Origin of the sequence: Sporosarcina luteola (genome assembly GCF_023715585.1) — a bacterium.
GTDB lineage: Bacteria > Bacillota > Bacilli > Bacillales_A > Planococcaceae > Sporosarcina > Sporosarcina luteola_D.
The window spans coordinates 174175-199616 of the sequence record NZ_JAMBOK010000002.1 but is presented as its reverse complement, the minus strand read 5'-3'; the positions used below and the strand labels follow the sequence as shown (position 1 = coordinate 199616).

28 protein-coding genes are annotated in these 25442 nt (G+C 47.2%); 9 read left to right on the top strand and 19 right to left on the bottom strand.

Features of this window, described 5'->3' with window-relative positions:
* Positions 1 to 5 precede the first annotated feature (5 nt).
* Positions 6 to 275, top strand: coding sequence for an FmdB family zinc ribbon protein (locus M3193_RS11305; protein ID WP_251627709.1), 270 nt, complete (start codon positions 6 to 8; stop codon positions 273 to 275).
* Positions 276 to 406: 131 nt separating this feature from the next.
* On the top strand, positions 407 to 553 hold the full coding sequence (locus M3193_RS11300) for a hypothetical protein (protein ID WP_251627707.1): 147 nt from the start codon (positions 407 to 409) through the stop codon (positions 551 to 553).
* A 263-nt stretch (positions 554 to 816) separates the two neighbouring features.
* On the opposite strand, the gene M3193_RS11295 is transcribed toward M3193_RS11300, so the two are convergent.
* The gene (locus M3193_RS11295) at positions 817 to 1215 is read right to left on the bottom strand and encodes a VOC family protein (RefSeq protein ID WP_251627705.1); all 399 of its coding nucleotides are present in this window, start codon (positions 1213 to 1215) and stop codon (positions 817 to 819) included.
* A 146-nt stretch (positions 1216 to 1361) separates the two neighbouring features.
* On the opposite strand from M3193_RS11295, the gene M3193_RS11290 reads away from it, so the two are divergent.
* Positions 1362 to 2558: a M14 family metallopeptidase gene (locus M3193_RS11290; protein ID WP_251627703.1), complete on the top strand. Its 1197-nt coding sequence runs from the start codon at positions 1362 to 1364 to the stop codon at positions 2556 to 2558.
* A 237-nt stretch (positions 2559 to 2795) separates the two neighbouring features.
* Here the strand turns inward: M3193_RS11290 and M3193_RS11285 are convergent, their stop codons facing one another.
* Positions 2796 to 3647 carry a dimethylarginine dimethylaminohydrolase family protein gene (locus tag M3193_RS11285; protein ID WP_251628285.1) on the bottom strand — a complete coding sequence of 284 codons (852 nt, stop codon included), beginning with the start codon at positions 3645 to 3647 and terminating at the stop codon, positions 2796 to 2798.
* A gap of 128 nt (positions 3648 to 3775) precedes the next feature.
* Between M3193_RS11285 and M3193_RS11280 the strand changes: the two genes are divergently transcribed.
* Positions 3776 to 4516, top strand: a complete 741-nt coding sequence (locus M3193_RS11280) for a YqcI/YcgG family protein (protein WP_251628278.1) — start codon at positions 3776 to 3778, stop codon at positions 4514 to 4516.
* A 159-nt stretch (positions 4517 to 4675) separates the two neighbouring features.
* Here the strand turns inward: M3193_RS11280 and M3193_RS11275 are convergent, their stop codons facing one another.
* Positions 4676 to 5986 carry a D-serine ammonia-lyase gene (locus M3193_RS11275; protein WP_251627700.1) on the bottom strand — a complete coding sequence of 437 codons (1311 nt, stop codon included), beginning with the start codon at positions 5984 to 5986 and terminating at the stop codon, positions 4676 to 4678.
* Between the two features lie 56 nt (positions 5987 to 6042).
* Positions 6043 to 6906, bottom strand: coding sequence for a D-alanyl-D-alanine carboxypeptidase family protein (locus tag M3193_RS11270; RefSeq protein WP_251627694.1), 864 nt, complete (start codon positions 6904 to 6906; stop codon positions 6043 to 6045).
* A 188-nt stretch (positions 6907 to 7094) separates the two neighbouring features.
* On the opposite strand from M3193_RS11270, the gene M3193_RS11265 reads away from it, so the two are divergent.
* Together M3193_RS11265 and M3193_RS11260 are read left to right on the top strand one after the other, a co-directional pair.
* Positions 7095 to 8372: a DUF7800 domain-containing protein gene (locus M3193_RS11265; protein ID WP_251627692.1), complete on the top strand. Its 1278-nt coding sequence runs from the start codon at positions 7095 to 7097 to the stop codon at positions 8370 to 8372.
* A complete protein-coding gene (locus tag M3193_RS11260) occupies positions 8359 to 9132 on the top strand; it encodes a hypothetical protein (RefSeq protein WP_251627691.1) in 774 nt (257 codons plus the stop codon). Before M3193_RS11265 ends, M3193_RS11260 begins: the two co-directional genes overlap by 14 nt.
* A 255-nt stretch (positions 9133 to 9387) precedes the next feature.
* On the opposite strand, the gene kynA is transcribed toward M3193_RS11260, so the two are convergent.
* The 8 genes from kynA to M3193_RS11220 all read right to left on the bottom strand — a co-directional run bounded on the left by kynA (position 9388) and on the right by M3193_RS11220 (position 16374).
* On the bottom strand, positions 9388 to 10212 hold the full coding sequence (gene kynA / locus M3193_RS11255) for a tryptophan 2,3-dioxygenase (RefSeq protein WP_251627689.1): 825 nt from the start codon (positions 10210 to 10212) through the stop codon (positions 9388 to 9390).
* A complete protein-coding gene (gene kynB / locus M3193_RS11250) occupies positions 10209 to 10841 on the bottom strand; it encodes an arylformamidase (RefSeq protein ID WP_251627687.1) in 633 nt (210 codons plus the stop codon). Before kynB ends, kynA begins: the two co-directional genes overlap by 4 nt.
* Positions 10838 to 12109 carry a kynureninase gene (gene kynU / locus M3193_RS11245; protein WP_251627685.1) on the bottom strand — a complete coding sequence of 424 codons (1272 nt, stop codon included), beginning with the start codon at positions 12107 to 12109 and terminating at the stop codon, positions 10838 to 10840. The genes kynB and kynU overlap by 4 nt, the downstream gene beginning before the upstream one ends.
* Before the next feature lie 260 nt (positions 12110 to 12369).
* The gene (locus M3193_RS11240; protein ID WP_251627684.1) at positions 12370 to 12975 is read right to left on the bottom strand and encodes a response regulator transcription factor; all 606 of its coding nucleotides are present in this window, start codon (positions 12973 to 12975) and stop codon (positions 12370 to 12372) included.
* A gap of 3 nt (positions 12976 to 12978) precedes the next feature.
* The gene (locus M3193_RS11235) at positions 12979 to 14103 is read right to left on the bottom strand and encodes a sensor histidine kinase (RefSeq protein WP_251627682.1); all 1125 of its coding nucleotides are present in this window, start codon (positions 14101 to 14103) and stop codon (positions 12979 to 12981) included.
* Between the two features lie 73 nt (positions 14104 to 14176).
* Positions 14177 to 15238: a fatty acid desaturase gene (locus tag M3193_RS11230; RefSeq protein WP_251627680.1), complete on the bottom strand. Its 1062-nt coding sequence runs from the start codon at positions 15236 to 15238 to the stop codon at positions 14177 to 14179.
* A 169-nt stretch (positions 15239 to 15407) separates the two neighbouring features.
* A complete protein-coding gene (ytxJ, locus tag M3193_RS11225; protein WP_251627678.1) occupies positions 15408 to 15734 on the bottom strand; it encodes a bacillithiol system redox-active protein YtxJ in 327 nt (108 codons plus the stop codon).
* Between the two features lie 76 nt (positions 15735 to 15810).
* Entirely contained in the window at positions 15811 to 16374 is a 564-nt protein-coding gene (locus M3193_RS11220; RefSeq protein ID WP_251627676.1) for a glycerol-3-phosphate acyltransferase, read from the bottom strand.
* A gap of 86 nt (positions 16375 to 16460) precedes the next feature.
* Between M3193_RS11220 and M3193_RS11215 the strand changes: the two genes are divergently transcribed.
* Positions 16461 to 17123 (top strand): phosphatase PAP2 family protein, encoded by a 663-nt coding sequence (locus tag M3193_RS11215; protein WP_251627674.1) that lies wholly within the window; start codon positions 16461 to 16463, stop codon positions 17121 to 17123.
* Between the two features lie 12 nt (positions 17124 to 17135).
* Here the strand turns inward: M3193_RS11215 and M3193_RS11210 are convergent, their stop codons facing one another.
* Positions 17136 to 17684 carry a hypothetical protein gene (locus tag M3193_RS11210; protein WP_251627672.1) on the bottom strand — a complete coding sequence of 183 codons (549 nt, stop codon included), beginning with the start codon at positions 17682 to 17684 and terminating at the stop codon, positions 17136 to 17138.
* Positions 17685 to 17768: 84 nt separating this feature from the next.
* On the opposite strand from M3193_RS11210, the gene M3193_RS11205 reads away from it, so the two are divergent.
* On the top strand, positions 17769 to 18098 hold the full coding sequence (locus M3193_RS11205; protein ID WP_251627670.1) for an MGMT family protein: 330 nt from the start codon (positions 17769 to 17771) through the stop codon (positions 18096 to 18098).
* A 1-nt stretch (position 18099) separates the two neighbouring features.
* Here the strand turns inward: M3193_RS11205 and M3193_RS11200 are convergent, their stop codons facing one another.
* Positions 18100 to 18321: a transcriptional regulator gene (locus M3193_RS11200; RefSeq protein ID WP_251627668.1), complete on the bottom strand. Its 222-nt coding sequence runs from the start codon at positions 18319 to 18321 to the stop codon at positions 18100 to 18102.
* Between the two features lie 91 nt (positions 18322 to 18412).
* Here M3193_RS11200 and mscL point away from each other — a divergent pair, with 91 nt between their 5' ends.
* The gene (gene mscL / locus M3193_RS11195; protein ID WP_251627666.1) at positions 18413 to 18790 is read left to right on the top strand and encodes a large-conductance mechanosensitive channel protein MscL; all 378 of its coding nucleotides are present in this window, start codon (positions 18413 to 18415) and stop codon (positions 18788 to 18790) included.
* A 41-nt stretch (positions 18791 to 18831) separates the two neighbouring features.
* On the opposite strand, the gene M3193_RS11190 is transcribed toward mscL, so the two are convergent.
* From M3193_RS11190 to M3193_RS11170, 5 genes are all read right to left on the bottom strand, one after another.
* Positions 18832 to 20766 carry a DUF2207 domain-containing protein gene (locus tag M3193_RS11190; protein ID WP_251627665.1) on the bottom strand — a complete coding sequence of 645 codons (1935 nt, stop codon included), beginning with the start codon at positions 20764 to 20766 and terminating at the stop codon, positions 18832 to 18834.
* Between the two features lie 241 nt (positions 20767 to 21007).
* Positions 21008 to 22006, bottom strand: coding sequence for a nuclease-related domain-containing protein (locus tag M3193_RS11185; protein ID WP_251627663.1), 999 nt, complete (start codon positions 22004 to 22006; stop codon positions 21008 to 21010).
* Between the two features lie 531 nt (positions 22007 to 22537).
* Positions 22538 to 22699 carry a hypothetical protein gene (locus tag M3193_RS11180; RefSeq protein ID WP_251627661.1) on the bottom strand — a complete coding sequence of 54 codons (162 nt, stop codon included), beginning with the start codon at positions 22697 to 22699 and terminating at the stop codon, positions 22538 to 22540.
* Positions 22696 to 23931 (bottom strand): helix-turn-helix domain-containing protein, encoded by a 1236-nt coding sequence (locus tag M3193_RS11175; RefSeq protein ID WP_251627659.1) that lies wholly within the window; start codon positions 23929 to 23931, stop codon positions 22696 to 22698. The genes M3193_RS11180 and M3193_RS11175 overlap by 4 nt, the downstream gene beginning before the upstream one ends.
* Before the next feature lie 133 nt (positions 23932 to 24064).
* On the bottom strand, positions 24065 to 25354 hold the full coding sequence (locus tag M3193_RS11170; protein WP_251627657.1) for a S8 family peptidase: 1290 nt from the start codon (positions 25352 to 25354) through the stop codon (positions 24065 to 24067).
* Between the last annotated feature and the right edge of the window lie 88 nt (positions 25355 to 25442).

Below are 25442 nucleotides of genomic sequence, written 5' to 3'. Positions count from 1 at the left end.
TCATTTTGCCTAGTTATACATTCCGTTGTAAGGACTGCGGTGAATTTACGCTGTTCTTCAAATCAATGGCCGGCAATAAAGAGATGGCAGACTGCCCGGACTGTGGCCACGTGTCAACTAGAGTTTTTTTAGCACCTAACCTTCATACACTTTCAAGAGAAGTGAGTTCACGCATTGAAAAAGGGATGGAGCCTCAGCGAATGACGCGGGCTGAATTAGGCGCTAAACAGCCAAAGAAAAAGGCGAAGGTCAATCGTCCTTGGCAAGTTGGATAAGTGAATAGGACAAGCTTACATCCACGGAGGCTCTTTCGGCTTGTGTGGATTTTTTTGCGTCCAGTCCGCATTAGTATATCCCATCCCCGATTGGACACCCTAACCATAAATTTGAAAGGGTGTGTATTCCAATGATGCCAGAACGGGAACTCTTTGCGGAGTTGAATGAGGATCAGTTGAAGGCATTGAGTGCTTTAGAGGATGAGCTGGGTGTAACGCTCGTTGCGTATGAAAGTCCGATGCATGATGATCATCACATTGTGGAGTCGGAAGTTTGATTGGTGAGGGCTATCTTCGGGTAGTCCTTATTTTGATGGGCGGAATAGGTTATTACCGACTTAGCAGGATTTATCACCGATTCCCGATTGCTTATCACCGACTTGAAGCACTTTATCACCGGCTCTATACCGTTTATCACCGACTTGTTTGAATTTATCAGTGTTTGGCTACATATGAACGTATTTTATCCACAAAAAATTGAAAGCCCTCATCTTAGATTATCAGGTAATCCTCGATTCAGGCTCTTCAAAGGTGCTTCATATTAGTTAGGAAGATTGAGCTGCCATGAAACCCCGAAGCGGTCATTTAACCATCCGAATTTTTTACTGAAACCATAATCCCCTAACGGCATGAGTGCTGATCCACCTTCGATGAGTTCATGATAAAGATTGTCAAGTTCCTCTTCAGTATCACAAGTTACAAAAATGGAGAATGAAGGTGTGAATGAAAATTGATGCTTCACACTACTGTCAATACACATAAATTCTTGCCCTTTTAACGTAAAAGTAGCCTGCATGACAGTTCCTTCTTTCCCAGACTCGCCAGGCCCGTATCGAACAATGCTGGTAATTTTCGAATCCTCGATGAGGGATGTGTAAAAATTCATCGCTTCTTCTGCATTGTCCTCTTGAAACATTAAGAATGATGCTACCTTCTCCATTAACCATCTACACCTTTCCACTAGCTATCCTCTAAAGTATAATTCATTTCTTGTCAAAGTATCCATTCAATATGCGAGTAGTACTTCCCCGCTCACTCCTCATATACTGGTATCGATTATGCACTTTCTTAAAGAGGAGGAATGGCGTGGACATTACAGTGCGGCGGGGAGATTCGCTCTGGTACTATAGCCAGTTGTTTAGGCTTCCGCTTCAATTGATCATAGATTCGAATCGTGATGCAAACTTGCAGGCTCTCTCTGTCGGACAACGGATTCGAATTCCGGGGTATGTGGCATTCGAGGTGCAAATCAATCAGGGAGAAACGTTATGGTTGATTGCGCAGCGGAGAAATGTCTCACTTGAAGCGATTCTCCTTGCGAATCCACTGCTCAATCCAAATCGCCTGCGGGTCGGGGAGACAATCCGGGTTCCCCTGCGTATCACGTGGAGGCTCGTCAACGGAAGGCAGACGTACAGCTATGCGATGATGATTAACGACTTGAGAAGGCTTCAATCTGTGTATCCCTTCATCTCGAATACATCAATCGGAAGTTCGGTGCTCGGAAGGAATATTCCTGAGATCCGACTTGGAACGGGTCCGAAACGGGTTCATTACAATGCTTCCTTCCATGCAAATGAATGGATTACGACGCCCGTCCTTATGACCTTTCTCAATGACTATTTGCTTTCCCTTACGAATCAAATTCCGATACGCGGATTATCCACGTTCCCTTTGTACCAACAATCCTCATTGTCCATTGTCCCTATGGTGAATCCCGACGGCGTTACGCTTGTGCAGCAAGGGCCTCCTGAAACGGAGCCATGGAGAACTAGAGTCGTCGAATGGAACAATGGCAGCATGGATTTCTCTGGTTGGAAAGCAAATATTCGAGGCGTCGATTTGAACGATCAGTTCCCGGCGTTATGGGAATTGGATCGGCAACAGCCACGTAATCGGAAAACACCCGGTCCGCGTAATTACAGCGGAGAACGACCGCTCTCGGAACCGGAAGCCATTGCGATGGCAGACCTGACAAGGAGACGGGACTTTGCAAGGGTGCTCGCGTTCCATACACAAGGCCGGGTCATCTACTGGGGCTTCCAAGGGTTGGAGCCGCCGGAGTCGGAAACGATGGCCAATGAATTTAGCCGGGTAAGCGGCTATGAGCCGGTTCAAACAATTGAAAGTTACGCCGGCTATAAGGATTGGTTCATTCAAGATTGGCGAAGACCAGGATTCACCGTTGAGCTAGGATTTGGGGTTAATCCATTGCCAATTAATCAGTTCGGTGAAATCTATCAGGAAGCGTTGGGCATTTTTCTAGCTGGGTTGTATTTGTAGGGGGGTAAATTTGCGCTGCAATTGGTTTATGCGTGGCTTCAACGGTTTATGCGTGGCTTCAACGGTTTATGCGTGGCTTCAACGGTTTATGCGCGAAAAAACCGATTTATGCGTTTCTAAATGAATTTATGAGCTTTTGAATGGATTTATGCGTTTTTCTAGCGGTTTATGCGTTAAAATCGGCTTTTATGCGCTTTTGGGATTTACCCCATCAAAAAACCTCACTTCACGTGAGGTTTAGTCCCTTTCGAGGGGCATGGAGCAGCAGCGGAAGGAGCCGCCGGATTTGATGATTTCGGAGAAGTCGACTTCGATGACTTCGAATCCGTGTGCGCGCATGGCGGTGTTGACCTTTTCGTTCTGCGGGAGGCTGAATACTTTGCCGCCGCCGATTGATAATACGTTGGTGCCCATCGTAAATTGTTCTTCTGGGGACACTTCGATCAATTTATATGTGTTGGAAAGTGTTTCGACCATGTCTGCTGAAAGTGCATCCGGGAAGATGAGTCCGATTTCAGGCGACAGTATGTTGAATACGCAATCCAGGTGTAAATATTTTTCATTGAATGGTACGCGGATGATTTTGTGTTTTGGCAAATCGCGTTGCAAATTGCGGACGGCTTCGTCTGATGTACGGCTGCTGATGCCGACATATACTTTGTCGCGATCGACGATAACATCTCCGCCTTCGACCCGATCAATAGTCGTCTGGTATGAAATGTTTTCGTCCTCGAGAAATTCCTCGAGTGCCTCTTCCTCGCCTTTTCGGATATCGCTTGCCATTTCGGAGACGAATATTTCCTCCCCGACTGTGAATCCGATGTCCCTCGTGAATACTTGTTCAGGGAATCGTTCGGAGGAAGGTAGTTTAATTACTTCCACGCCGTGTTCACGGAGCAGCTTTTCGAATTCCCTATGCTGCTTCATCGCCAATTCCACGTCGATGTTTTCGTCTGCATATGCCTTTTGAGTATCGTTGATAATATCTTCGATTGCCATGAATTTCGGTTGGCAAAGAATGACTCGCTTTAATGAATCATATTCTGTATTGCACTTCGTTTTTGATTTATCGTTCACAGGGGAACTCATTAGTCCATCCTCCAAATTAATTTTATCCTTCAAACCTATTCCCTCTTCCAGTCAAATCAAACCAGTAGTTTAGGGTTCCCCGTTACGGGAATTGATAACCAAATAAAGGTTGGGGGGAAGATTGATTGATTGAAGAAAGAACAAATACGTTATTGACGAAAGAGGATTTTGCAAACCGGTCTGATTTGCCGGAGTGGTTATTGGACAGTTATCGGACGTTCCGCGAAACGGTGACGGATAAGACGTTTCCGTGTTATTTCGGCATGGGCGGAGAAATGAAAGGTGAGCTGCGTTATGCCTATGTGACGCAGAAGGATTGGTCGAACTTGCCTTCCGCACTTTATGCATTTTTGAAGTTATTTGAGGATCCGCAGCATAAACGGCATGGTCTGTTCGTCTTCGTAGAGCCTTTTGAGACGGAAAGCGATTTAGAGGCGTACCGGAAGCAATTCTGGGATATTCTGCAGTATTTGCATGACGTTGATAAAGTGGAATGGCCGGCTGACAGCCCTCGAGATCCAGATCATTACTTATGGGACTTCCATTTTGGCGGAGAACCGATTTTCGTGTTCGGAAATGCGCCTGCCTATAAGCAGCGGAAAACAAGGGATTTAGGCCAATCAATGGTGCTTGGCTTCCAACCTAGACGTATTTTTGAAGGATTGAAGGGCACTGAAAAAGGCGGCATCATGTCCCGCGAAAAGGTACGTGAACGCGTCGAAGTGTGGGATCAATTACCGAAGCATCCGGACATTAGCCATTACGGCGATCCGACGCATAATGAATGGAAACAGTTCTTCATTGGTGACGATATTGAACCGATTGTCGGGAAATGTCCGTTTTCACATAAAGAAATGAAAAGTGATTGAATGAAAAAGGTGCCGAAGGATTATTTCGGCACCTTTTCTTATTTCCCGCGTTCTATTTCCCGGTTGATTTCTGCTCGGGAAAGCCGTCATTTCCACAGTTTCTTGTCGTTGCTTGACGGAATATTTCCCGAAGTGTGTCGATTTCCCGGGAAATAGAGATTATTTCCTGCCGATTCCATAGTAGATATCCATTTCTGTTTCAGGCACCATCCCGCCCCCCGTCGCCCAGACGAGATGGATGGCTGAAGGCGCATCGGCTTTTTCCACTTTATTGCGAATGACTTGGAGTGGACCTGTCATTCCAGCAAGTGCCGACGGTTCGAGGCGGATGTCCTCGGTATCTGCAATCATTGTCAGCAGCTCAAACATCGTATCATCGCCAATTGTATAGCAGCCTTCAAGGAGCGGCTCCATCTTCTTACCGACAAATGCCGATGCTGTGCCGACAGCAAGTCCGTCCGCGGCAGTCTGATTGTCCAAACCGAAGTCCGCTACGGATACTTTGTCATGCAATCCCGTCATCATGCCGATTGTCATGCATGGCGAATGCGTCGGTTCCGCAAAGAAGCAGTGGACATTGTCGCCGAATTGAAGCTTCAGGCCGAAAGCGACTCCTCCCGGTCCCCCGCCAACACCGCAAGGCAAATAGACGAATAGTGGATTGTTTTCATCGACAAGGATCCCACTCTCTTTTAGTTGCGCAGCGACCCGTTCGCCTGCAACAGCGTACCCGAGAAATAGGTCGAGTGAGTTTTCATCATCGATGAAGTGGCAAAGTGGGTCCGCTTCTGCCTGGCGTCTGCCTTCCTCGACCGCCTTGCTGTAATCATCTGCATATTCGACGACTGTCACGCCTTTTTCACGGAGGAGATCCTTCTTCCATTGCTTCGCATCCGCGGACATATGGACCGTGACATTGAAGCCGAGCTTCGCACTCATGATTCCGATGCTTAACCCGAGATTCCCCGTCGAGCCGACAGCAATTTTATGCTTCGCAAATAAATTACGGAATTCTGGCTCCGCGAATTTTGTGTAGTCCCCATCCTGTTTGATGAGACCATGCTCCAAGGCAAGTGTTTCGGCATGCTTCAACACTTCGTAGATGCCGCCGCGCGCTTTAATAGAACCCGATATCGGGAGGGCGTTGTCTTGCTTCAACAGCAATTTCCCGGGAATTACAGTTTCATATGTAGATGCAAGCGCTTCTTTCATGTTAGGGATGGCTGTGATTGGTGACTCGATAATGCCATTGGTTTCTGCTGTTTCAGGAAATACTTTTGCGATATACGGAGCAAAACGCTTTAACCGTTCACTTGCATCTTTGACGTCGGCTGCTGTGATGCCTGATTGGGCAATTCCTATTGCGCTGTTGCCGTTCAACGGGTTTATCCATAGCACTTCCTGTTTTTCGATGATCTTTTGCAGTAATGGCAATTTTTCAATCCACTCGGATTTTTCTGTTTCATTCATGCTATCGTCCCCCATTAAAAGAATTTTCCCTATTATAGCATGCAGAGATCTTTTATTTATTTATTTAACACATATCGGTCGATTAAATCGCGGGTCAGTTCGAAACGGGGAGTGGACGTATCGCTCCCCTCCGCTTCGACGCCGATGACGACCGTAATGATCCGCTTACCTTCATAGATGCCTGTGCTTGCAAAACATGGCCCGGCTTCTTCGGTGTACCCCGTTTTCAACCCTTCCATGCCAGTCATCGCTTGCGGCATTCCCGGTAGCATGAGGTTCGTGTTCCACAGCTTCGTTCCTGCGCTCGTGGTGAAATCCGTCATTCGAGTGAATTCCAGTACTTCCGGATATGTTGTCAGAAGTTCATTCGCGATGGCGGCAACATCCCGAACTGTTGCGCGATTCGTCTCATCTTCATCCAATCCGGTTGCATTGATGAAGCTGGTGTTTTGCAAGCCGAATGAGTTGGCTTTCTTGTTCATCTGTATTACAAATTCCTCTTCCGTGCCGCTCACCATTTCGGCGAGTGCGACAGCCGCATCGTTTGCGGATGTGACGGTCATGGCGGCGAAAAGTTCGCGGACATTGTAGGTTTTATGCTTGTCCATTCCTAAAATGACCGCATCTTTCGGTTGTTTCAGCGCGGCTGTGGACGGCTTATATTGGCTGTCCCATGCGAGTCTATCAGCGGCAATCGCTTCGAGGACGATGTATTGAGTCATCAGCTTTGACATGCTTGCGATCGGCAACGCTTCCTTGGCATTTTGCTCATAGAGAATCTTTCCGGAATCCGCTTCCATGACGATGGCAGCCTTTGCCTCGCTGTAAAGGGGGTCCGCTTCTTTGCGAGCATCTTTGTCTTTAATAAAGAAGAAAAACGCCATTGCGGCGACGAATAGGATTGCGAGATTTTTTTTCATATAAAACCACACCTTTCTGTACTACTTCTATTGTCTACAACAAAGATGAAGATTCATTCATGGATTATCTGAAGAATTTCTGAAGATGGGCAACTCCCCGCAATAGGATCATAGCCCTTCTGCACACACCATCATCATCCGGGCTGAATACGCTAGTAGTAATAACGTCAGTGATGGTGGTGATTTGCATGGAGAGTGCGGGGATTTTAGCAGGGCCGATGTTACGGCGCGTCGATACAGAATCTGTTGCTATTTGGGTGGCGACGGACTGTCCTGTCGAGGTGAATGCTGCCATTTACTGTCTTCATACGCTTATTCAGCTCGACACCGAAACGAAGACGACATCTATACGAGCAGGCCATCGTTTGTTCATCCACCTAGTGCAGGTGCATGGGCAATTTCCAACGGAGACACTCCTTGGCTATGACCTGCTTTTTCGCGTTGAAAAAAAAGGATATAATTTGGCAAGCCTCGGATTAATTCACGATAATGAAGATTCCATCGCGTACGATGGGCTTCCTTATCCTTCGTTTTTCATCCCCGCAAGTGCAACTCCAACTTTTCTATATGCATCTTGTCGGAAATTTCACGGGAAGGGAGATGATGCTCTCGTTGCGGCGGATGTGCTTTTGCAAAGGGAAACGAGTAATCTTGCGGCACGGCCGTGCGCTTTGTTTCTTACCGGAGACCAGATTTACGCGGATGACGTGGCGGATCCTTTATTTCCAGTCATCAGAACGGTTGCCGAACACTATATTGGTAAGGAAGACCTTGGGCAGTTCGATTGGCGCTTGCGGGAGGAGCCTTTTTCTAGTGCTTTGACGCAAGTAAATGGCCGGCAGTTTATTACGGAGCGATTTTGCCGGTTTACTTCAGGCAACGCTTCGAATCATCTGCTCACATTCGGGGAGTACGCAGCGATGTATTTACTATCTTGGAGTCCCTCGATGTGGGCAGGTGTGTACCTCCCTACTTTCGATGAGTTAGTGAGGGAAGATGGCCTGTATTTATATTATCCTGACGATCATGGTGAGATCGAGAAATGCAGGGTCCGTTTTGAAGAACAGACCGGGCAGCTTTTACAGGCAATCGGTTCTCTCCATCGGATTCGTAGGCTATTTGCAAACGTGCCTACGTACATGATATTCGATGATCATGATGTGACGGATGACTGGAATTTATCTGCAGATTGGCGCAGTGCGGTGCTCGCTTCGCCTCTAGGAAAACATGTGATTGCGAACGGGCTTTGTGCATATTGGGCGTTCCAAGGTTGGGGCAATGAGCCACAACGGTTCGGGGAGGGGTTCCTACAGTCGATGTGTAGTCATTTCGACGGGTTCATTGCTGACTCAACTTCTTATAAGGTTTGGGCGGATCGTCTCTGGTCATTCAATGGCTGGCAATTCGTAGCGCCCACTACACCTGCTGCGCTGTTTTTTAGATACGAGGACAATGCGTCAATTTGAAGATGAGCCGAAACCGGTGAAAGTTGGACGGATGTATAAAGAGAGCGTCCAAACTCCGAGGTTGATCGGCACGTCCGGTTGGAAGGTGACGGCCCGGACGCTATTAAAATCCCGATGGACACGGGGAGACCCGCTGATCATTGTTTCACCGACGCCGTTATATGGATTGGGCCTCATCGAATCAGTTCTCCATTCGTATGTGTATCCGCTCAGGACGCTTGGGTTTCCGATTCATGAAGTGCTTGATTTCGAGGCATGGAAGTATAACGGCAGAGGGTTCACCGATTTTATCGGCCAGCTGTTCCATTGGAGCCTGTCCCGATGCATCATCCTGTCGGGGGATGTCCATTATGCTTCCTCGGTCCGGTCGCGCTTGACTTCGAAGCGGGAAGTGCTTGATATTTTGCAATTCACGAGCAGTCCTTCCCATAATATGAGCTTCTCGGGTGTTTGGGGAAAGCTTATGAAGATGGCGATCTGGGGAAATGCGAGGCGGCGGGTGAAGAAGACAATCTACAGGTATTGCGATGTTGGTTTTTCGATTCGGAATGGCGGGAAAGCGATTGACTGTCCGAAGGATGCCAAATGGCAGGAGGCTCTCCGTTATTTGGAGATGCAAGGCGGGACGATTGTCGAGACGGAGAACAATATCGGGTTGGTCACCGTCGGGGATGCCGTTATCAGGCATTCTCTGCTGCAGATGGTCAGAGGAGAGATGAAAGAGATTCATTTTGAGGATAGTGAAGCTTCGCCGGTGTGAGCCGGCGGGGCTTTTATGTGTGGACGCGGGGATTTATGCGTAAGTTTTATGATTTATGCGGCTTTCGGGACGGTTATGCGTACATTTTATGATTTATGCGTGATTGTGGGATTTTATGGGTTTCTGCTGGAGTTTATGCGTGTTTCGCGGCGGTTATGCGTGTTTGGATGTTTCTCGCTCGCGCTGAATGCCTTTCACAAACGTAGGATTAATTAAAAAAAGAGACTACCCATCGGATAGCCTCTCTCACTCTATTCATAGCTTCGTCCGTACATCCCACAGTTCAGGGAAGAATCTATGATCCAGGACAGATTTCAGATAGTCGACGCCTGAAGAGCCGCCGGTGCCTGTTTTGAAGCCGATAATCCGTTCTACTGTTTTCATGTGGCGGAAGCGCCATTGCTGGTGACTGTCTTCGATGTCGACGAGCTTTTCGGCAAGCTGGTACAATTCCCAATAACGTTCGACGTCGCGGTATACTTCCAGCCATGCGGATGCCACGGTCGGATCGCCTGTGTATGTGACCGAAAAATCGCGATTCAGCAAATCGGGATTGATCGGGAAGCCAGCACGTGCAAGTGCGCGGATGGCGACGTCATAAATACCCGGTACCCCGAAAGCTGTCTGCAAGTCACTTGCGAGCTCGGGGTCTTTCTCGTAGATTTTCAATATGTGCGGCTGTTTGTAGCCGAGCGCAAACTCGATCTGCCGATTTTGGTAGGATTGGAAGCCCGATGCTCGACCGAGGCTTTCCCGGAACTCCATGTATTCCGCTGGTGTTAATGTCGACAGGACATCCCACGCCTGGATGATCTGTGTCTGCACCCGGGAGACGCGCGCCAGCATTTTGAAGGCTTCCGGCAGTTCGTCTTTTTCAATCGATTCGATTGCCGTGTTCAGTTCATGCAAAATGAGTTTCATCCATAGCTCACTCACTTGGTGGATGATGATGAACAGCATTTCATCGTGATGGCCGGATAACCGTTCCTGGCTAGAGAGCACTTTATCGAGGCGCAAATATTCCCCGTACGTCATATTGTCCCGGAAATCGGTATGAATGCCATTTTCTTTTTCACTCATGACGGCCACCTCCTCATTACTGCGCGTACAGGACTGCCGTCTCCGCCCTCGATCGGCAGCGGCAAGGCGATCAATTCATAGTCGCCAGGTTCTACTTCAGTCAAAACGATGTTCTCCAAAATAAGCACGCGGTTGTCATAAAGCGAATGGTGGGCATCCAATGTCTTGCTATGCTCAGAGTCGACGGATGGGGTATCGACCCCGATCAGCCTTACACCTCGTTCCTTCAATAAAGGGCCGATATCCGCCCGCAAAACCGAATACGTTTCCGGGAACACATCGGGATCTGGACGGCTTGAGGTCTTCAATAAAATCCGTTCAACATTGCCGAAATCGATTCCTTCCAAATCGGATCGTCCAATGCTTTCCAGCCCCGAGACATCGATGACACGTGCCTTTCCGATATAGACATCGATCGGCAGCTCATGCACTTTCATTCCGTTGTCGTCATAATGGAAAGGCGCGTCAATATGCGTCCCCATATGCGTGCTCGTCGTTATCTTTCCGATATTGACGGAACCTGTTTCCGCTTTTGGGAACTCGATTTTGTAGGAAAACGGCGTATCTCCCGGCCATTCGGCGATTCCATTATGCAGACGCTGCGAAATATCAATCCACTCCCCCGTCATGCGACAACACCTCTTTTATTCTCAAACTTTTCATAACGCTTTTCATCCATGATCAATTTCAGCTTCTGTATTGTGCGCCAGACGTCTTCAAACGTATTGTAAAGGGCGACAGGCGCGAGCCGTATGCCGTTCGGTGCACGGAAATCCGGTATGACGCCATCTTCCTTCAACGCCTTGCATATGCGCGCCGCTTCTACATGTTCAAGCAGAAGGTGGCCGCCGCGTGTTTTGTCGACCGGATTGCCGATTGTGAAGCCAAAACCCTGTAGTTCCTGTTCAATCAATTCAAGCATATAGCCCGTCAGCTCGAACGATTTCGCACGGATTGCCGACATGCCGACTTCCTCGAACATCTCGAGCGAGCCGATGACTGGCGCCAAGCTTAGCACATGGGGAGTACCGATTTGATAAGCGCCAGCGTCTAGCGCCGGATCCATTGTATGTTCCATATCGAATTGCGCTTCCTTTTTCGAGCCGAACCAGCCAGCGAGTCCCGGTTCCATGCCGAAATGCTGTTCATGGATGAACAGGCCACCGACTGAACCTGGTCCGCCGTTCAGATGCTTATACGTGCACCAGAATGCGAAATCCGTTCCCCAGTCGTGAAGCGAATGCTCGACTGCTCCGATTGAATGGCAAAGGTCGAAGCCGATCGGGATATTCCGTTCATTCGCAGCCTTCGTCAATTTCTCCATATCGAGAACTTGGCCGCTTCTGTAGAGAACCGCCGGCAACACAATGAGCGCCACGTCGTCGGTCATCGCTTCGATAATGTCATCTTCTTTTAAATAGCGGCCGTCCCGACTTTTGATACGGATAAGATGCGTGTCCGGATCGTACCCTTTTAGTCGGAGCTGGCTTTTCAGTGCGTAGATATCAGAAGGAAAGTTCAATTCATCGGCGAGGATTTTTGTTTTATTGCCATCAGGCTTGTAAAACGTAGAGACGAGCTGATGCAGGTTTGTTGTCGTGGAGCCCGTCGCAATGACTTCGCTCTTCATTCCCCCGACGAGCGGCGCCATTTTCTCCCCTACCTGTTCGGATAAATAAAACCACGGATGTGTCCCTTCCGTCCACCCGTCAATGCCGAGCGTTTTCCATGAATTGAGCAAGTCGTGCAGCGTGCGCTCTGCCCGTTTGGATAATAAACCAAGTGAGTTGCCATCCATGTAGATTGCGTTCGCCGGTATGTAAAATTCGTCCCGATAAGAAGCGAGTTTGTCGAGTCGATCACGATCCTGTGCATTGGATAATGTGTGTTGTGACATACGGATCCCCCTTTTGTATTCTTATGAAAAGCATAGCATATTGGAGGAAGAGGGGACATTCTGAATTTGGAGATTCTTTGTGCGCGGGGCGGCTTGCTTTGGGTGCGGAACGCCTCGCTTTGGGCGCGAAACGGCCTACTTTGGGCGCGGAACGCCTTGCTTTGGGCGCGAAACGGCCTACTTTGGGCGCGGAGGCGGCTTGCTTGAGACGCGATTAAAAAAAAGGCGAAGGAAATAGCTCCTTCGCCTGTTAACACATCCTATTTGAACCATCCTTTTTCCTTAAAACGAGAAATCGCTTCAATTCGATTGCCGACCTCCAGCTTTTCGAGAATGACCGATATGTAGTTCCTCACCGTTCCTGGTGTTAAAAACAGCTCACTCGCGATTTCTTTCGTCGTCTTTCCCTCTGCGACGAGGCCAAGCACTTGGCTTTCGCGGTCAGTCAGCGGGTTTTCCGAGTCGTCTTCGTACGCGATATCGACGAGCTCAGGTGCGTAGATCCGGCGTCCTTCCTGAATTGCATGGATGGAACTGACAAGCTCCTCGATCGGACTGTCTTTCAATAAATAACCGCGGACCTTGGCCTTTCGCGCGCGCTCGAAATAGCCCGCCCGCGCAAACGTCGTCAAGATGATGATTTTGCAATCCATCCCGCTGAGTTCCTCCGCAGCATCCAAACCGGTCATGACCGGCATCTCGATATCCATGATGCAGATGTCGGGTTCCTGCTCCTTCACGAGGCGAACCGCTTCCTCGCCGTTCCGCGCCATTCCGACGACTTGCATATCATCTTCCATGTTCAAAAGGGAGCCTAATGCGCCTAACATCATTCCTTGGTCTTCCGCAATGACGATTCGTATCATGACTTACCCCTCCTCCACTTGATGTGTAATGACGACCGGAATCTGGATCGTCAATGTTGTTCCGTTCCCCTCTTCGATTTCGAGCGAGCCGTTCACAAATTCCAGACGCTCCCTCATGCCCTTCAATCCCGTGCTGACTGATTTTGCCGCTTTCATCCCTTTGCCGTTATCATGGACGATAATCGACATTTCCTCTTCCTTCTGCTTGAAAATGACATTGCAAACCGTCGCTTCACTATGCTTTACAACATTCGTGATCGCCTCTTTCAGGCACATGCCGAGTACATTTTCAAAGTTTGACGGAATATGGGTCACGGCCGGGTCTCCCTCAATCCTCAATTCGATTTCTGCGGCAGCCAGTATTTGGCGGGCGCGCATCACTTCATCCACGAGCCTTGTCGCACGCATATCCGCCACAAGTTCACGCACTTCCTTCAGCGCTGTGCTTACCGTTTGGCGGATATCGTTAAGTTCTTGCTCCGCCGCTTCCGGATTTTTCGAAATCAGCCTCCGGGCCAAGTCGCTTTTTAACCCGATCATCGATAATTTCTGCCCGAGCGTGTCATGCAGATCCCTTGCGATCCGCTCCCGTTCTTCCAGCAACATCAATTCTGAAATCCGGTCATTCGCATTCTCCAGCTGATCCTCCAGCTTTTCGCGCTTGCTTCGGTTGTACAGATTAAACGGAAGCAGGATGACGCCGATCACCGTTATAAGGATGAAATGGACTTGCGGCAAAAAGAGGTTGATCTCCAGGAAAAATCCTGTGACGATTGCTCCGACCGTAAAAAAGATATGGAGACCATACATGATGAAGAATCCGACCGTTGATCTGATATTCCCGATGAAGAATGCTGTGAAAATGGACAGGTACACGTAACCGAACAAAAGCGTCATGACGATATTGATGACGATTTCGAAGCTGACCCACATATAGACGAGGCCGCTCTTTGACTTGAATGAAAAGAAGTAAGAGATGAAGAAAAGCGCTAAAAGTCCGATGCCGACTGAAATTCCGACCGCCGACCATGTCCGGAAGATGAAGAAGAACGGCAAGAGGCAAAAGACGACCCATGCATAAATACTGAGCCACCGATTTTTCGGGAAGATACTGTACCATTTTTGCATCCAATTCACCGTCCTGTTTCTTCCATTGTACCAAAAACATACAGCCGCCTCATAGGAAGGCGGCTGCATCTTGTTATTTACTGTCAAAGCTAGTTCGTTTCCGTTTCAAATCATTCAAATCAATGCTTGGCGTTGCTCGTTTGACTGCACTTTTCACTTCTTTGAATGTGATGAACCGTTTGTTTTTCGGATCATAGAGTTTGTATCGGAGCGATTCCAAGCTCGTTTTGATATTGATTGTCGTCGCCATTTGAAGCGGCGGCGTGGATTCGTGCGCTTTTTCCAAGTTGTAGTTCGGAACGCGCGGCGCTAAATGATGGACGTGGTGGAAGCCTATGTTGCCTGTCGCCCATTGGAGGACTTTCGGCAATTTGTAATATGAACTGCCTTCCACTGCCGCCTTCACATAATCCCATTCGGATTCTTCTTCGAAATAAGAATCCTCGAATGTGTGCTGGATGTAGAACAACCAGATGCCGAGCGCTGCCGCCACAAACATGATCGATCCTTGCACGATGAGGAATGCCTGCCAACCGACGAGCCATACCATGAAGGCATAAAGCGCGACGAGAACGACATTCGTCAAGTATGTGTTGTTACGTTCTTTAGAACGTGCATCTTTTCGGTTTACCCTGCCTGTAATGAGTACCAAATATAACGGTCCAAATCCGAACATGACCAGGGGATTCCGGTAGCATCGATACTTGAACTTAACCCAATTCGACGCTTCGACATATTCTTCAACCGTCATGACCCAGATGTCACCGACGCCCCGCTTATCCAAGTTGGAGCTTGTCGCGTGGTGAATCGCATGCTCGCGTTTCCATTTCTCGTATGGAAACAGCGTGAGGATTCCTGTTATCGTACCGACAATGTCATTCGCTTTTTTATTCTTGAAAAATGAACCATGCGTGCAGTCGTGGAAAATGATGAATGTCCTTACGACAAAGCCCGCTGTGAGGATTGCAATTCCGATCGTCAACCAAATTGATACCGATAAGCTCTGATACGCCAAAAACCATAGAATAAATATAGGCGGAACCGTATTAATCAATTGGATGATACTCTTTTTTAAGTCCGATTTGGCATAAGGTGCAACGTTCTTGTGCAACTGCTTCGTTTTTTCCTTGCTCATTGTAAAACGCCTCCTCGATATTTTTCCTTATGTTCATACTAACCTGCATACCCATTTTGCAGAATAGATGAACGTCATAACTTTACATATGACAAGTGTCATTTATTGTGAAGAGATTCACAAGATTCAACAAAAAAAACAGACATCCCATTTAGAGATGTCTGCGATTTCACCCGTTCGCTTCGACAGCCGCGCCGATATTGGATTGGCTGATTTCATAATGGCTCGCATGCCATACTGCCTCGCCGTCCTTTACTAAGAAAAGCTGCGGGCTTTCATGCTGAATACTTAATTCGCTTTCGATGTCATTTGAAAGTCGACGGCTTCTTTGGACAATTAGATAGTATTTCGGGATTTCCGTTTCGAACTGGTCAAATGCCCGATACCCCGATGCGCTTATCGGGCACGTAGAGCTGTGTTTCATTAGGAAGACGGGTTCATTTTGAGATTGCTTGCGTACGTGTTCCCATTCTTCCATGGATCGGATCTCTTTCATTAGATGTCTCTCCTTTCTCTAAGTGAAGTTTCTTTCCCGTTGTGTATAGGCGGTCTACGGTTCGCCTTATTGCCTTCTATACCCCTTTGTAGCCAGGCAAATCTTTCCTATGTGCGAATAAAAGCAGGAGTACGACAAGGATGGCGATAACCGTTTGCGGCCATTCCTTCGTTAATCCGAACAGGAAAAGCGGTGACAGTGCCATTGCGCTTAATCCGGCAATGCTGAAGTTTCTCAGGATTGGATAGAAGAGTAGGAATACGACAACAAAACAAGTGACTACGAGTGGATTGAATGCAAGCATCCCCCCAATAAAAGCTGATACCCCTTGCCCGCCGCGGAACTTATGGAGTACAGGATAAATATGACCTGCCATGACGGCTAGAACGCACACCAGTTGCAGCCACTCGTCCATCCCCATCCATTTGGCAATCAATACGATGATGGCGCCTTTTAGTGCATCCCCAATGAACGTCAAGACAAAAGCAGTCTTGCCAAGCACCCTTCCCGCATTGCGTGCTCCTGGATTTCCGCTGCCTGCTGAGCGAATATCTTGGTGAAAGAATAAGTTCCCTACTACAGTGGCCATCAGCATATTTCCGATAAGATAGGCAACGATAAGCAATATTGCAATATCCATACACTTCCACTTCCCTTTCCCACTTCACTAGATGCAGCGATCCGCCTTTTCCTGTACAATATGTCGCAGAAGAAAGGATGATCTAGTTGAAGGTATCACCCATTCGCCCTTTTGTGGCCATCGTATTATGTATGTTATTCGGCGGCGCCTTCGCATTTATCGTTACAATGATTCTCGTCGATATGATCGAAGGCTTTGACAGATATGCCATTGATGCCATCCAAGGAATGGAAGCCAAGTGGCTGACGCCCATTATGCTAGCGTTTACATTTATCGGCTCCACGAAAGTTGTCATGCTCATTACCATCACAATGACAGTCCTTCTATTATGGAAGTTCGGCATAAGAAACCGCGCCTATTACTTTTTCTTCACAATGATTGGGACGATTATTTTATTCCAAGGTTTGAAAGTCATCTTCAAACGGCCGCGTCCTGAATTCCATCGGCTCGCCGATGTGGGCGGCTACAGCTTCCCGAGCGGTCATGCAATGATGGCTTTTAGCTTATACGTGTTGCTCGTCTATTTGTTATGGCGCCATATCCGTTCGAATGCAGGCAGGACCGCCTTAGCAGTCTTCGGCATTTTCATGTTCACCATGATTGCCGCAAGCCGTATCTACCTTGGTGTCCATTATCCGAGCGACATCCTCGGCGGCATATTCGCAAGCGCGCTTTGGCTTACACTTACATCGTTGCTGTTCGCCCTATTTCAAAAACGGAAGGAACGCAGCCTCGTCGAAGATGGATAAGGCTGCGTTTCATTAGCTAAACTTAGCCGTTTCCTCGTCGGATAAAATCCTCGGTTCGAAGTTCCCCACTTCCATATAGTCAACGCGCCCATCCACTGAAACCTTGAACACGTACGGATCGCTCGTCTTTTCAATGGATTGGACATTCGATTGCATTTTCACGTAATAGCCCTTCACTTCCTGCTCCACCCAAAATGGCACATCTCCTATCGGGTCCACTGCTTCTTCCTTTTCCTTCTGTTCTTCCTCCCATTGCCGCTTCGCTTCAGGATCCATGTGGAAATAAATCTTCTGCAAGGTATCAATGACTTCCCCGAAACCGATAATCAGCAACCCACAAAGAAAATGCGTAGCGACAATTCCGAGAAACGCAAACAACGCAGTGCCTGTAAGCCCGCCCGCATGCTGCATTTCACCCCACTCATTCATGAAATGGCCGCCCACTTGCACCATCATAAACAACGAGATGATGCCTTGGATGAGGCCCCACCCCATCACGACAACTCCGGCAATCTTAATGATATATCCGATGAAACTCTGTTTCATAAACAAGTTGTTCAACGTGACCACTCTCCCATTTTAATTTCCACCTATGTTGTGTACGATTGAATGACTTGGATAGTTTCATTTAGAGGAGGAAAGACAATGCTTCCATTTACAGAACGGGTTGTGCAGATCATCCAAGATATTCCCGCCGGCCGAGTCATGACCTATGGACAAGTGGCAAGCGCAGCAGGCAGTCCGCGAGGCGCAAGACAGGTCGTCAGGATTCTCCATTCGATGAGCTCCAAGTACGATTTGCCATGGCAGCGGATCATCAACGCGCAAGGCGGCATCTCGACCCCTTCCGATCGGGAAGAAAAAGGCGGCTTGCAGCGGGAGCTGTTGGAAGCGGAAGGCGTGGAGTTCAAGACAGATGGGAAAGTGGATCTTGGCCGCTATCGTCATTTTCCGGAAGAGGAATTCATGCGGTGATTCAAATCACCTGCCGTTCGCGGTTCACGACACGTTGGACGGACAAGACCCGTTCTATTTTGAACGTGCGCTTTTCGTGACGCAGATGGCAATAGGCTGTGAACGTATCGATGCCGACTGCGAGGATGCGCACCCGTCTCTTCGTCAGTGTGCCATCCGCCCGTATATAGATCATTTCAGCCAATTCATGACGTTGGCATATTTTGAGTAAAGCCTGTCTCATAGCTTTCATCTCCCGTTAAGAACGTTTGTTCTCATTATATGCGAACAAACGGAGGAAAACAACTATATTTCTTTTAAAAGGAGTACGTAATATGTGGAAAGAATTTAAGGAATTTGCGTTCAAAGGAAACGTCCTGGACCTTGCAATCGCCGTCGTCATCGGAGCAGCCTTCGGCAAGATTGTATCGTCGCTTGTCGATAACATCATTATGCCGATCCTCGTTGCGATCACAGGGAAGGTCGACGTATCCAAGCTTGAGGTGGCAATCGGGGCGACTCCCCTTAAATATGGCCTATTCTTGCAGTCCATCATTGATTTCATCATCATCGCCTTCTCAATCTTCCTATTTGTACGTTTACTGATGAAGTTCAAAAAGAAAGAGGAACCGGCAAAGGATGCAGAGCCTGCACTCGACGCGAAAGAGGAATTATTAAAAGAAATCCGTGATCTATTGAAAGAAAAACAATGACATGAAAAATGCCGGCATTTTTATAAGCCGGCATTTTTTGATTACTCTGCACCTGCGCCACCGCCGCCTCCATCTCCTCCTCCGCCGCTGTAGCCGCCAGAATCAGAGGATCCGCCTCCCCAAGAAGAGCCGTTTTTGCTGACGGACATCGGACCCCAAGTGGAATAGGTGAAATGAAGCGGATCCACTTGCAATGCGAATAAGGGCGCTAACGCTGAGGTTTCTGGAAGTCCACGTCTTAGCCTTGGAAGCCTTTTCTTTGATTTATTCAATAAATAAGCACGAGCAATCCACCGATCGGCTTCATCGGGACGGAGATAATCGGGTATGCCCCGCTTCATCTGCCGCCTGAATTTAGTGATGCTCATCTTTGTGTAAAGTGCGGTAAACGAGCTTGGAATCGCTTTCGGAATTAAGAAGAAGAAAAATGCACCGCAAATTACTGCAGAGAGGACAGCTTCTGTTACTTCTGAAGCAACGATTTGTGCTCCGGCAGAAAACATTCCGATAAAGAATAATATAGCAGGCCATTTCTTCCCGGGGTTTGTACTGTAAAAATAATACACGATGCCGGCAACAATCGCAGGGAAGGCAATGCCCCAGCCGCTAGCACCATCCGCATAAAATCCGAACATCGTCGTTATCGTTAGCAGAAGGAAAATAGCTACCTTCATCACACTCGGTATTTTCGTAGAAAGCGCCCCTGCATCTTCCATGAGACGGAGTACATCTTCATGCCAGACTTTGTGGTTTTCATGGAATTGCTTTTGTTTGCGCAAGTAGGTCCGATTCTCTTTATCCCCATGCACAGAAGGACCGGCTATGTCATGCAAATGGAATTTCCGATGACCGACCCTTCCTTTGAATAGCCACGTCACCAAATACTGTTCATGGGGCAATAATGTATGCTTCGATTTCTTCAGTTGTTCATTCGAATGAAGCAGGTGGAAGACAAGCGTCTTGTCAGGTGCTCCTTCCTTCCCTTGAAAGCGTGCCGCCGATTCCGTCAGTTCCACTTTAATGATTTCCTTCTCAACGAGCGAAAACAGCCCTGACAGAAAGCTTTTCCGGTTGAACTTCCCGTTTTGATCGACAAAAGCCAAATAGGACGGATCGGTCTGCATAACAAGATCCGTGCTGCCCACCAGGGTGAACACCCGCTGTCTGATTAGGAAAAGCAAAATGATGAGTGCGATGAAGAAGATACTCAGGCCATCCGCTACATTTTTCGCGGCGGGAATATTCGCCCACCTTGACTCCATTTTATCAATAAGCTGCTGTTCCTTCCGGATTGCTTCCTCGAATGAAACAGGCTCTGCGATTTTTTGCTGCCCGGTCATAATTGTCGAAGGGAACAGCACACGGGTCCCCGTCACTGTGTATGCAGCTGATTTTGGTGTATGAAATGCGATGCCGTTGCGATAAACCTTACGTACCTGCCCTTCTCGGTCGTGCAGAAATCCATGGATTTGGTCCTTGCCGGCATCGCCTGGCATCGCGTAGGTGATCTCTACATTATTCAAGTCTATGTCATGATTGCTGCCTCCTTCGAAAAAGGTGACAGCCAAATCACTATATGTATCATATGAGGTCACCGCGTTCTGCATCTTGTAAACATACAGGACGGTCAACTTGTCATTCTCCGCCTGAACTTCAGTCGCGTACGTGCTACCTTTGCGGGACACCGCAGCTTTTGTCAAGGCGGATTCATCGATTTCCCCTACAATAGGGTCTTTGCTCGCGATTTGATACGCCTCAAAGTTATGAATCTGGCCGAGATGCTTCTCCGGAAACGACCGCGTCAATCGCGAAAACGATCCATCCAATGTATACGTGAACACCTCATTCACGAGCATATCGCCATCCGGCTGCACCCACCCCTTGATCTGCACCCGGTCAATCGTGAAGGACTTCGCATGGACATGGGTTGGTAAAAGGATGAATAGCATAATTATGAACACAACTATCTTCCGCATCGGAACACCCCCTATTGCTTTATTAGGATACGGGGAATGGCGGGGAAGGGTTTCAAAAGTATAATAAAACGGGCGGTTTGGCATGTTTTGTATAGGTAATAAGTTGCCGTTCTTCTATTAAAGAATTATCTATCGGATCCAGTGAGTTATCTATTGAATATCGGAAGTTATCTATTGAATATGAGAGGTTATCTATTGAATACGGAAAGTTATCTATTGAATCTTAGAACTTATCACCATATCAAGACCTTTTACCTATCAACTCTGTTCTGTTCGATAATGATTCAATGTCTTTTAAGCTCGCGACATAAAAGGTGCCTCTTTTTTCTCCGTGAGGAGGTATTTCCAACTGCTTTAATATACGGTTTGCTTTTTGATGACTATCCAGTCGTAAGAAATATCTGCAGTCTTTGTTCGTTATTCGATTATCAACAAGCATGAAGTAGTCCAGTAGCGAATCTAAGTGCGCATGCTGATTGGCATGACCACACAATTCACAACCCCATCCTTTATGAATGGATCGCATGCCAAATGATCCGCAACGAGTGCAACGGACGCCAGTTATTAGTTCAGACGGTGAAATGTTGTAGCTAGCTGAGAAAGGAAAAGGGTTATAATCACGATGGCTCTCTACTAAAGCTGTAGCAATGCTAGTCAGCGCATCGTCATCGAGAGTTGGGGATTGTTCTCCGATGTTTCGTAGATAGATTGGAATTTCAAGGGGGAAAAGCACTGTTAGATTATGACGCAGATTTTCGAAATGCTGCTGCGGTCTAGGAAAAACTACTGCTTTATGAATAGGGATCGATATATTTCGTGCGTGAAACCAATCGCTCAATAATAGTTGGTTGCGCTCAAGCTGAATCGAGGGACATTCAAATGAGTCGACTTGTCCATTATCCAGAGTCCGAGTCAGTTGATTCTGGTTTGCCGGAAAATTAATTCGTCCTGCTATATTTTTCATTTCCAATATGATTGCTCCTTGTTTGCATAGAAAAAGCGTATCAATTTGAAAGTAACCAGTGGACTTCAAATGAAGATCTTGAAATATGTAATGCTCAAATGGAAACAAATATTTTTGAAAAACCTCTCCTAATATTCGCTCTCCATTTTCACCAGCCCGTGTTGATCGTAGTGCATTTTCCATACTCAGAAACCTAGGATGTTGTTCTGGCAACCTTCGCAAGAGTCTCTCCAGCGCTATGCACTTAAATGAATTTCCTTTTTTCTTAATTATCAATATAAACCACCTCCTCGACTGATTGTAGCATGTCATGGCTACCTTTTCCATAAGAGTTTTTTCACACAATAGAGTTGCTTTAAAGTTATCTATTGAGTTGGAGAAGTTATCTATCGAATTATGAGTCTTATCTATTGAATACGGAAAGTTATCTATTGAATCCTCAAAGTTATCTATTGAATATCAAAACTTATCACCAAATCATGACTTTATAACTATCCTAGCGCCTTCAATAATCGCCCCATACCACAATTCCAACAACCCTGTGTCTCCCGTTGCCACCTTTCCGAAGTGATGATACAATGGAATGTAGGATTAACGATAAAAAGGAGTGAAGTCTTCATGTGGTTCCTATACATCATGTACACGCTGTTCGCTTTTATCATCCTTGGTACAACATTTGGTCTTGTCAGCACATTCAACAATCATAAGTGATTGTTGAAGTGCTTTTTTTTTTGGTTAATCGCGGCATGGCGCGTGTGATTTGAAAAGGTGTCCCGCGGCCTCGATCGGCTGTGGGACACCTTTTTCTTATACTTGTGGAGGTAAAATCGATGGTGGTGTTAGATTGTCTTTTCCTTTTGTGTTTGTGTGTACACTGTCATCCGGTTCCAATGCCAATGCGCTTCCTGTGCCTGCAAATGCCGCAAGCAATGCCGTCAACAAGACGATAGATAATTTTCGTTTCATCATTCCTTCTCCCCTTTTTCATAGTGATATAAACTGTACGTCGCGGCTTTTCCATAGTCGCCAGTGGATCGGTAATAGGTTGCCAATCTCCAAGCGATACTTCTTGCTTCCCCTATATAACCATGTTTCTTCATAAAAGGAAATACTACTTGTTCACAATAGTCAAATAGCTCTTGTTGGGAAAGTTTCGTGTGTCTAAAGTAATTCAACTGTATCTTTAAATACGGGTCATTCTTCCTCTCCGATAGCACTTTCAGTTCTTCCAGCAACGGATCGATTTCTTTATTTTTCTCAACGGCGGTTTGCAATAAATGAATGAGGACCGCTTGATAGTAATCTGTTCCCGGTTCCAACAGCGCTTTTAATTCCTGGAGCATTTCGTATGCAGACTCATGGAAGCCCCTGCGGTTCTGTAATACCGAATAATTATAGAGCGCCCCTTGATACAGCTGATCCATCTCCATCATCTTCGCATTGCGGAGGATTATTTTGAACAAGTCGTCCGCCTGCAGGGTGAAGTCTCGGTTTGTATAATTGATGGCGAGCAGTAGTTGGGCGTGCAGCAAACGGATGTAATTGCAGTCCTTCCGGAAGTAGTCGACAGCCATTTCTGCAAAGTAGGTCGATCTGCCGTATTGTGCTCGGTTATGAAGCAAATATGCTTTTTGATAAAACAACTCCCCTTCGAACATGAATGGAATCCGTTCGCGGTCTTCTTCTATCTGTTCAAGGAGATTTTCCGCCTCTGTAAAGTTTTGCGAAAAAATTTCGTACATCAGGTGAATGACTTTGGCTACGCCTTTTTCATAATCCGTGAAGGATTTCTCCATTCGTTTCAAGATGAAAACTTGTTGTGTGGCGCTAGGCATGTCCTGTTTGAATAAATAGTAACGTAATTTGTAGAGCTCGTACCGGTTCACTAAGTCCGTCGATTGCAGGTAGTCTATTTGCGTAGATAGCTCTTTGTATACCTCATCCATCGATTTTAAATCATAGTAGACCGAGTGCATGATGAAGGTTTCCAATTTTTCTTTCCATTTTTCATATGTAAGCACTTCCCGTTCCCAAACAACTCCCATCCGCTTGAACAATTCATTGATCGTTTCGCCGTTTGGAATGTATTTATTCGACTCGATCTTACTTAAATGGGAAATGGAGCAGACACCTTTGCAGAGTTCTGCCTGTGTCATGTTGTTTTTCATCCGGTAGTATTTCAGTATGGAGCCGATATTCATCAGTTGCACCCCCATAAATTTCTTATTATTCGAAACATACCACGTTGAATGAACGAAAGCATGAGAAAACAGTCCCAGGGGAGTATGGGACTGTTTTCGGCCTAATGTATGGGATTTTCATTAGGAGGCAATGTTAACGTACTCGTGCGAATCCAAATCCGGATGCAATGTCATCACCTTGTCCGGCATGGTAACCGCCGAGGATGTCATATGATTTCGCACGATTTTGCAAGTTGGCGCGAAGTTGGACGTTTGTGAAGCTTGGGTTTTCCGCCCAGACTTTCGCTGCCAAGCCAGCCACATGCGGCGTGGCCATGGATGTTCCGCTGATTGTTGCATACCCGCCGTTGTACCAAGTCGAGAAGATGGATGTGCCCGGTGCGGACAATTCAACATCCCCCGTTTGGATAAGGTGATCTCCTGCCGTCTTTGAATGACCGCGGGAAGAGGAGTTCGCGACACGATATGTGCCGTTTTCCAATCGATTTTCGAGATTCGCGACTGCAATTGCTGATGGCAAGGCTGCCGGATAATCGATTGAACCAGGAGAAAAGCCATCATTTCCTGCCGCCGCGACAATCAGCACGCCGCGGTCATACGCGTAATTCACGGCATTCGTAATCAACGAACTTTCTCCGTTCGAACCAAGGGACATGTTGATGACGACCTTCACCCGTTGTGTGTATGCCTCATCTGCCGCATGGCGGATTGCATTCGCGATATCATCCGCATAGCCGCTTCCGGAGTCGTTTAATACTTTATATGCCCAAAGCTTTGCATTCGGAGCTACTCCATAAACGCCCCTGCGATCATCGCCGCCCTCACCTAAGGCAGTTCCCGCAACATGGGTTCCGTGCCCGTTTCGATCGGTGCATGTATTATTCACTAGCGACGCGCTTTGCGTGAAATCCTTGCATTGTTCAGCGTTGTAGTATAAGTCGGCATGGTTCACATTGACGCCTGTATCGAGGACAGCTACTCTTACATTTGAGCCGCCCGTCGTAGCAGTTAAGTTATTGTCATTATAGATTGCCTTGATTCCCCAAGGAACGGATTGGCTGGCGGCCGCTGCATCCACCTCATTATTCAGCTTCAAAGAGGACGGGTCGATCTGGATAGAGAGGACATCCACTTTTTCAACAGTGATGTGCGACATGTTTTGCAGCATCGAGAATTCTTTCTCTGTCACATCTGTCGTGTAGGAATGGCCGTCGAATTCATTGCGGAGCTCGTAGTTTTGTTGAAGCTCTTGCAACTTTTGTTCAGTCTTTGCCGTGATGAGCACTCGGAACGTTTCGCCCCTTTGCTTCATCTGATTCTCTTTGAAATCTCGGAAATCGTCTTGTGCGTAGACAGCTCCTGTTGGCATTAACATACTTGCTGTAAGTGCCATTACCGCGAACACCTTCAATGGTCTCTTCATTCATTCTCCTCTTTTCCTAATAGATTCGGTTTTGCTATCTTTACTGTAGCAAACATTATGAGTATAGGAAATTGGGAAAATATCAGTC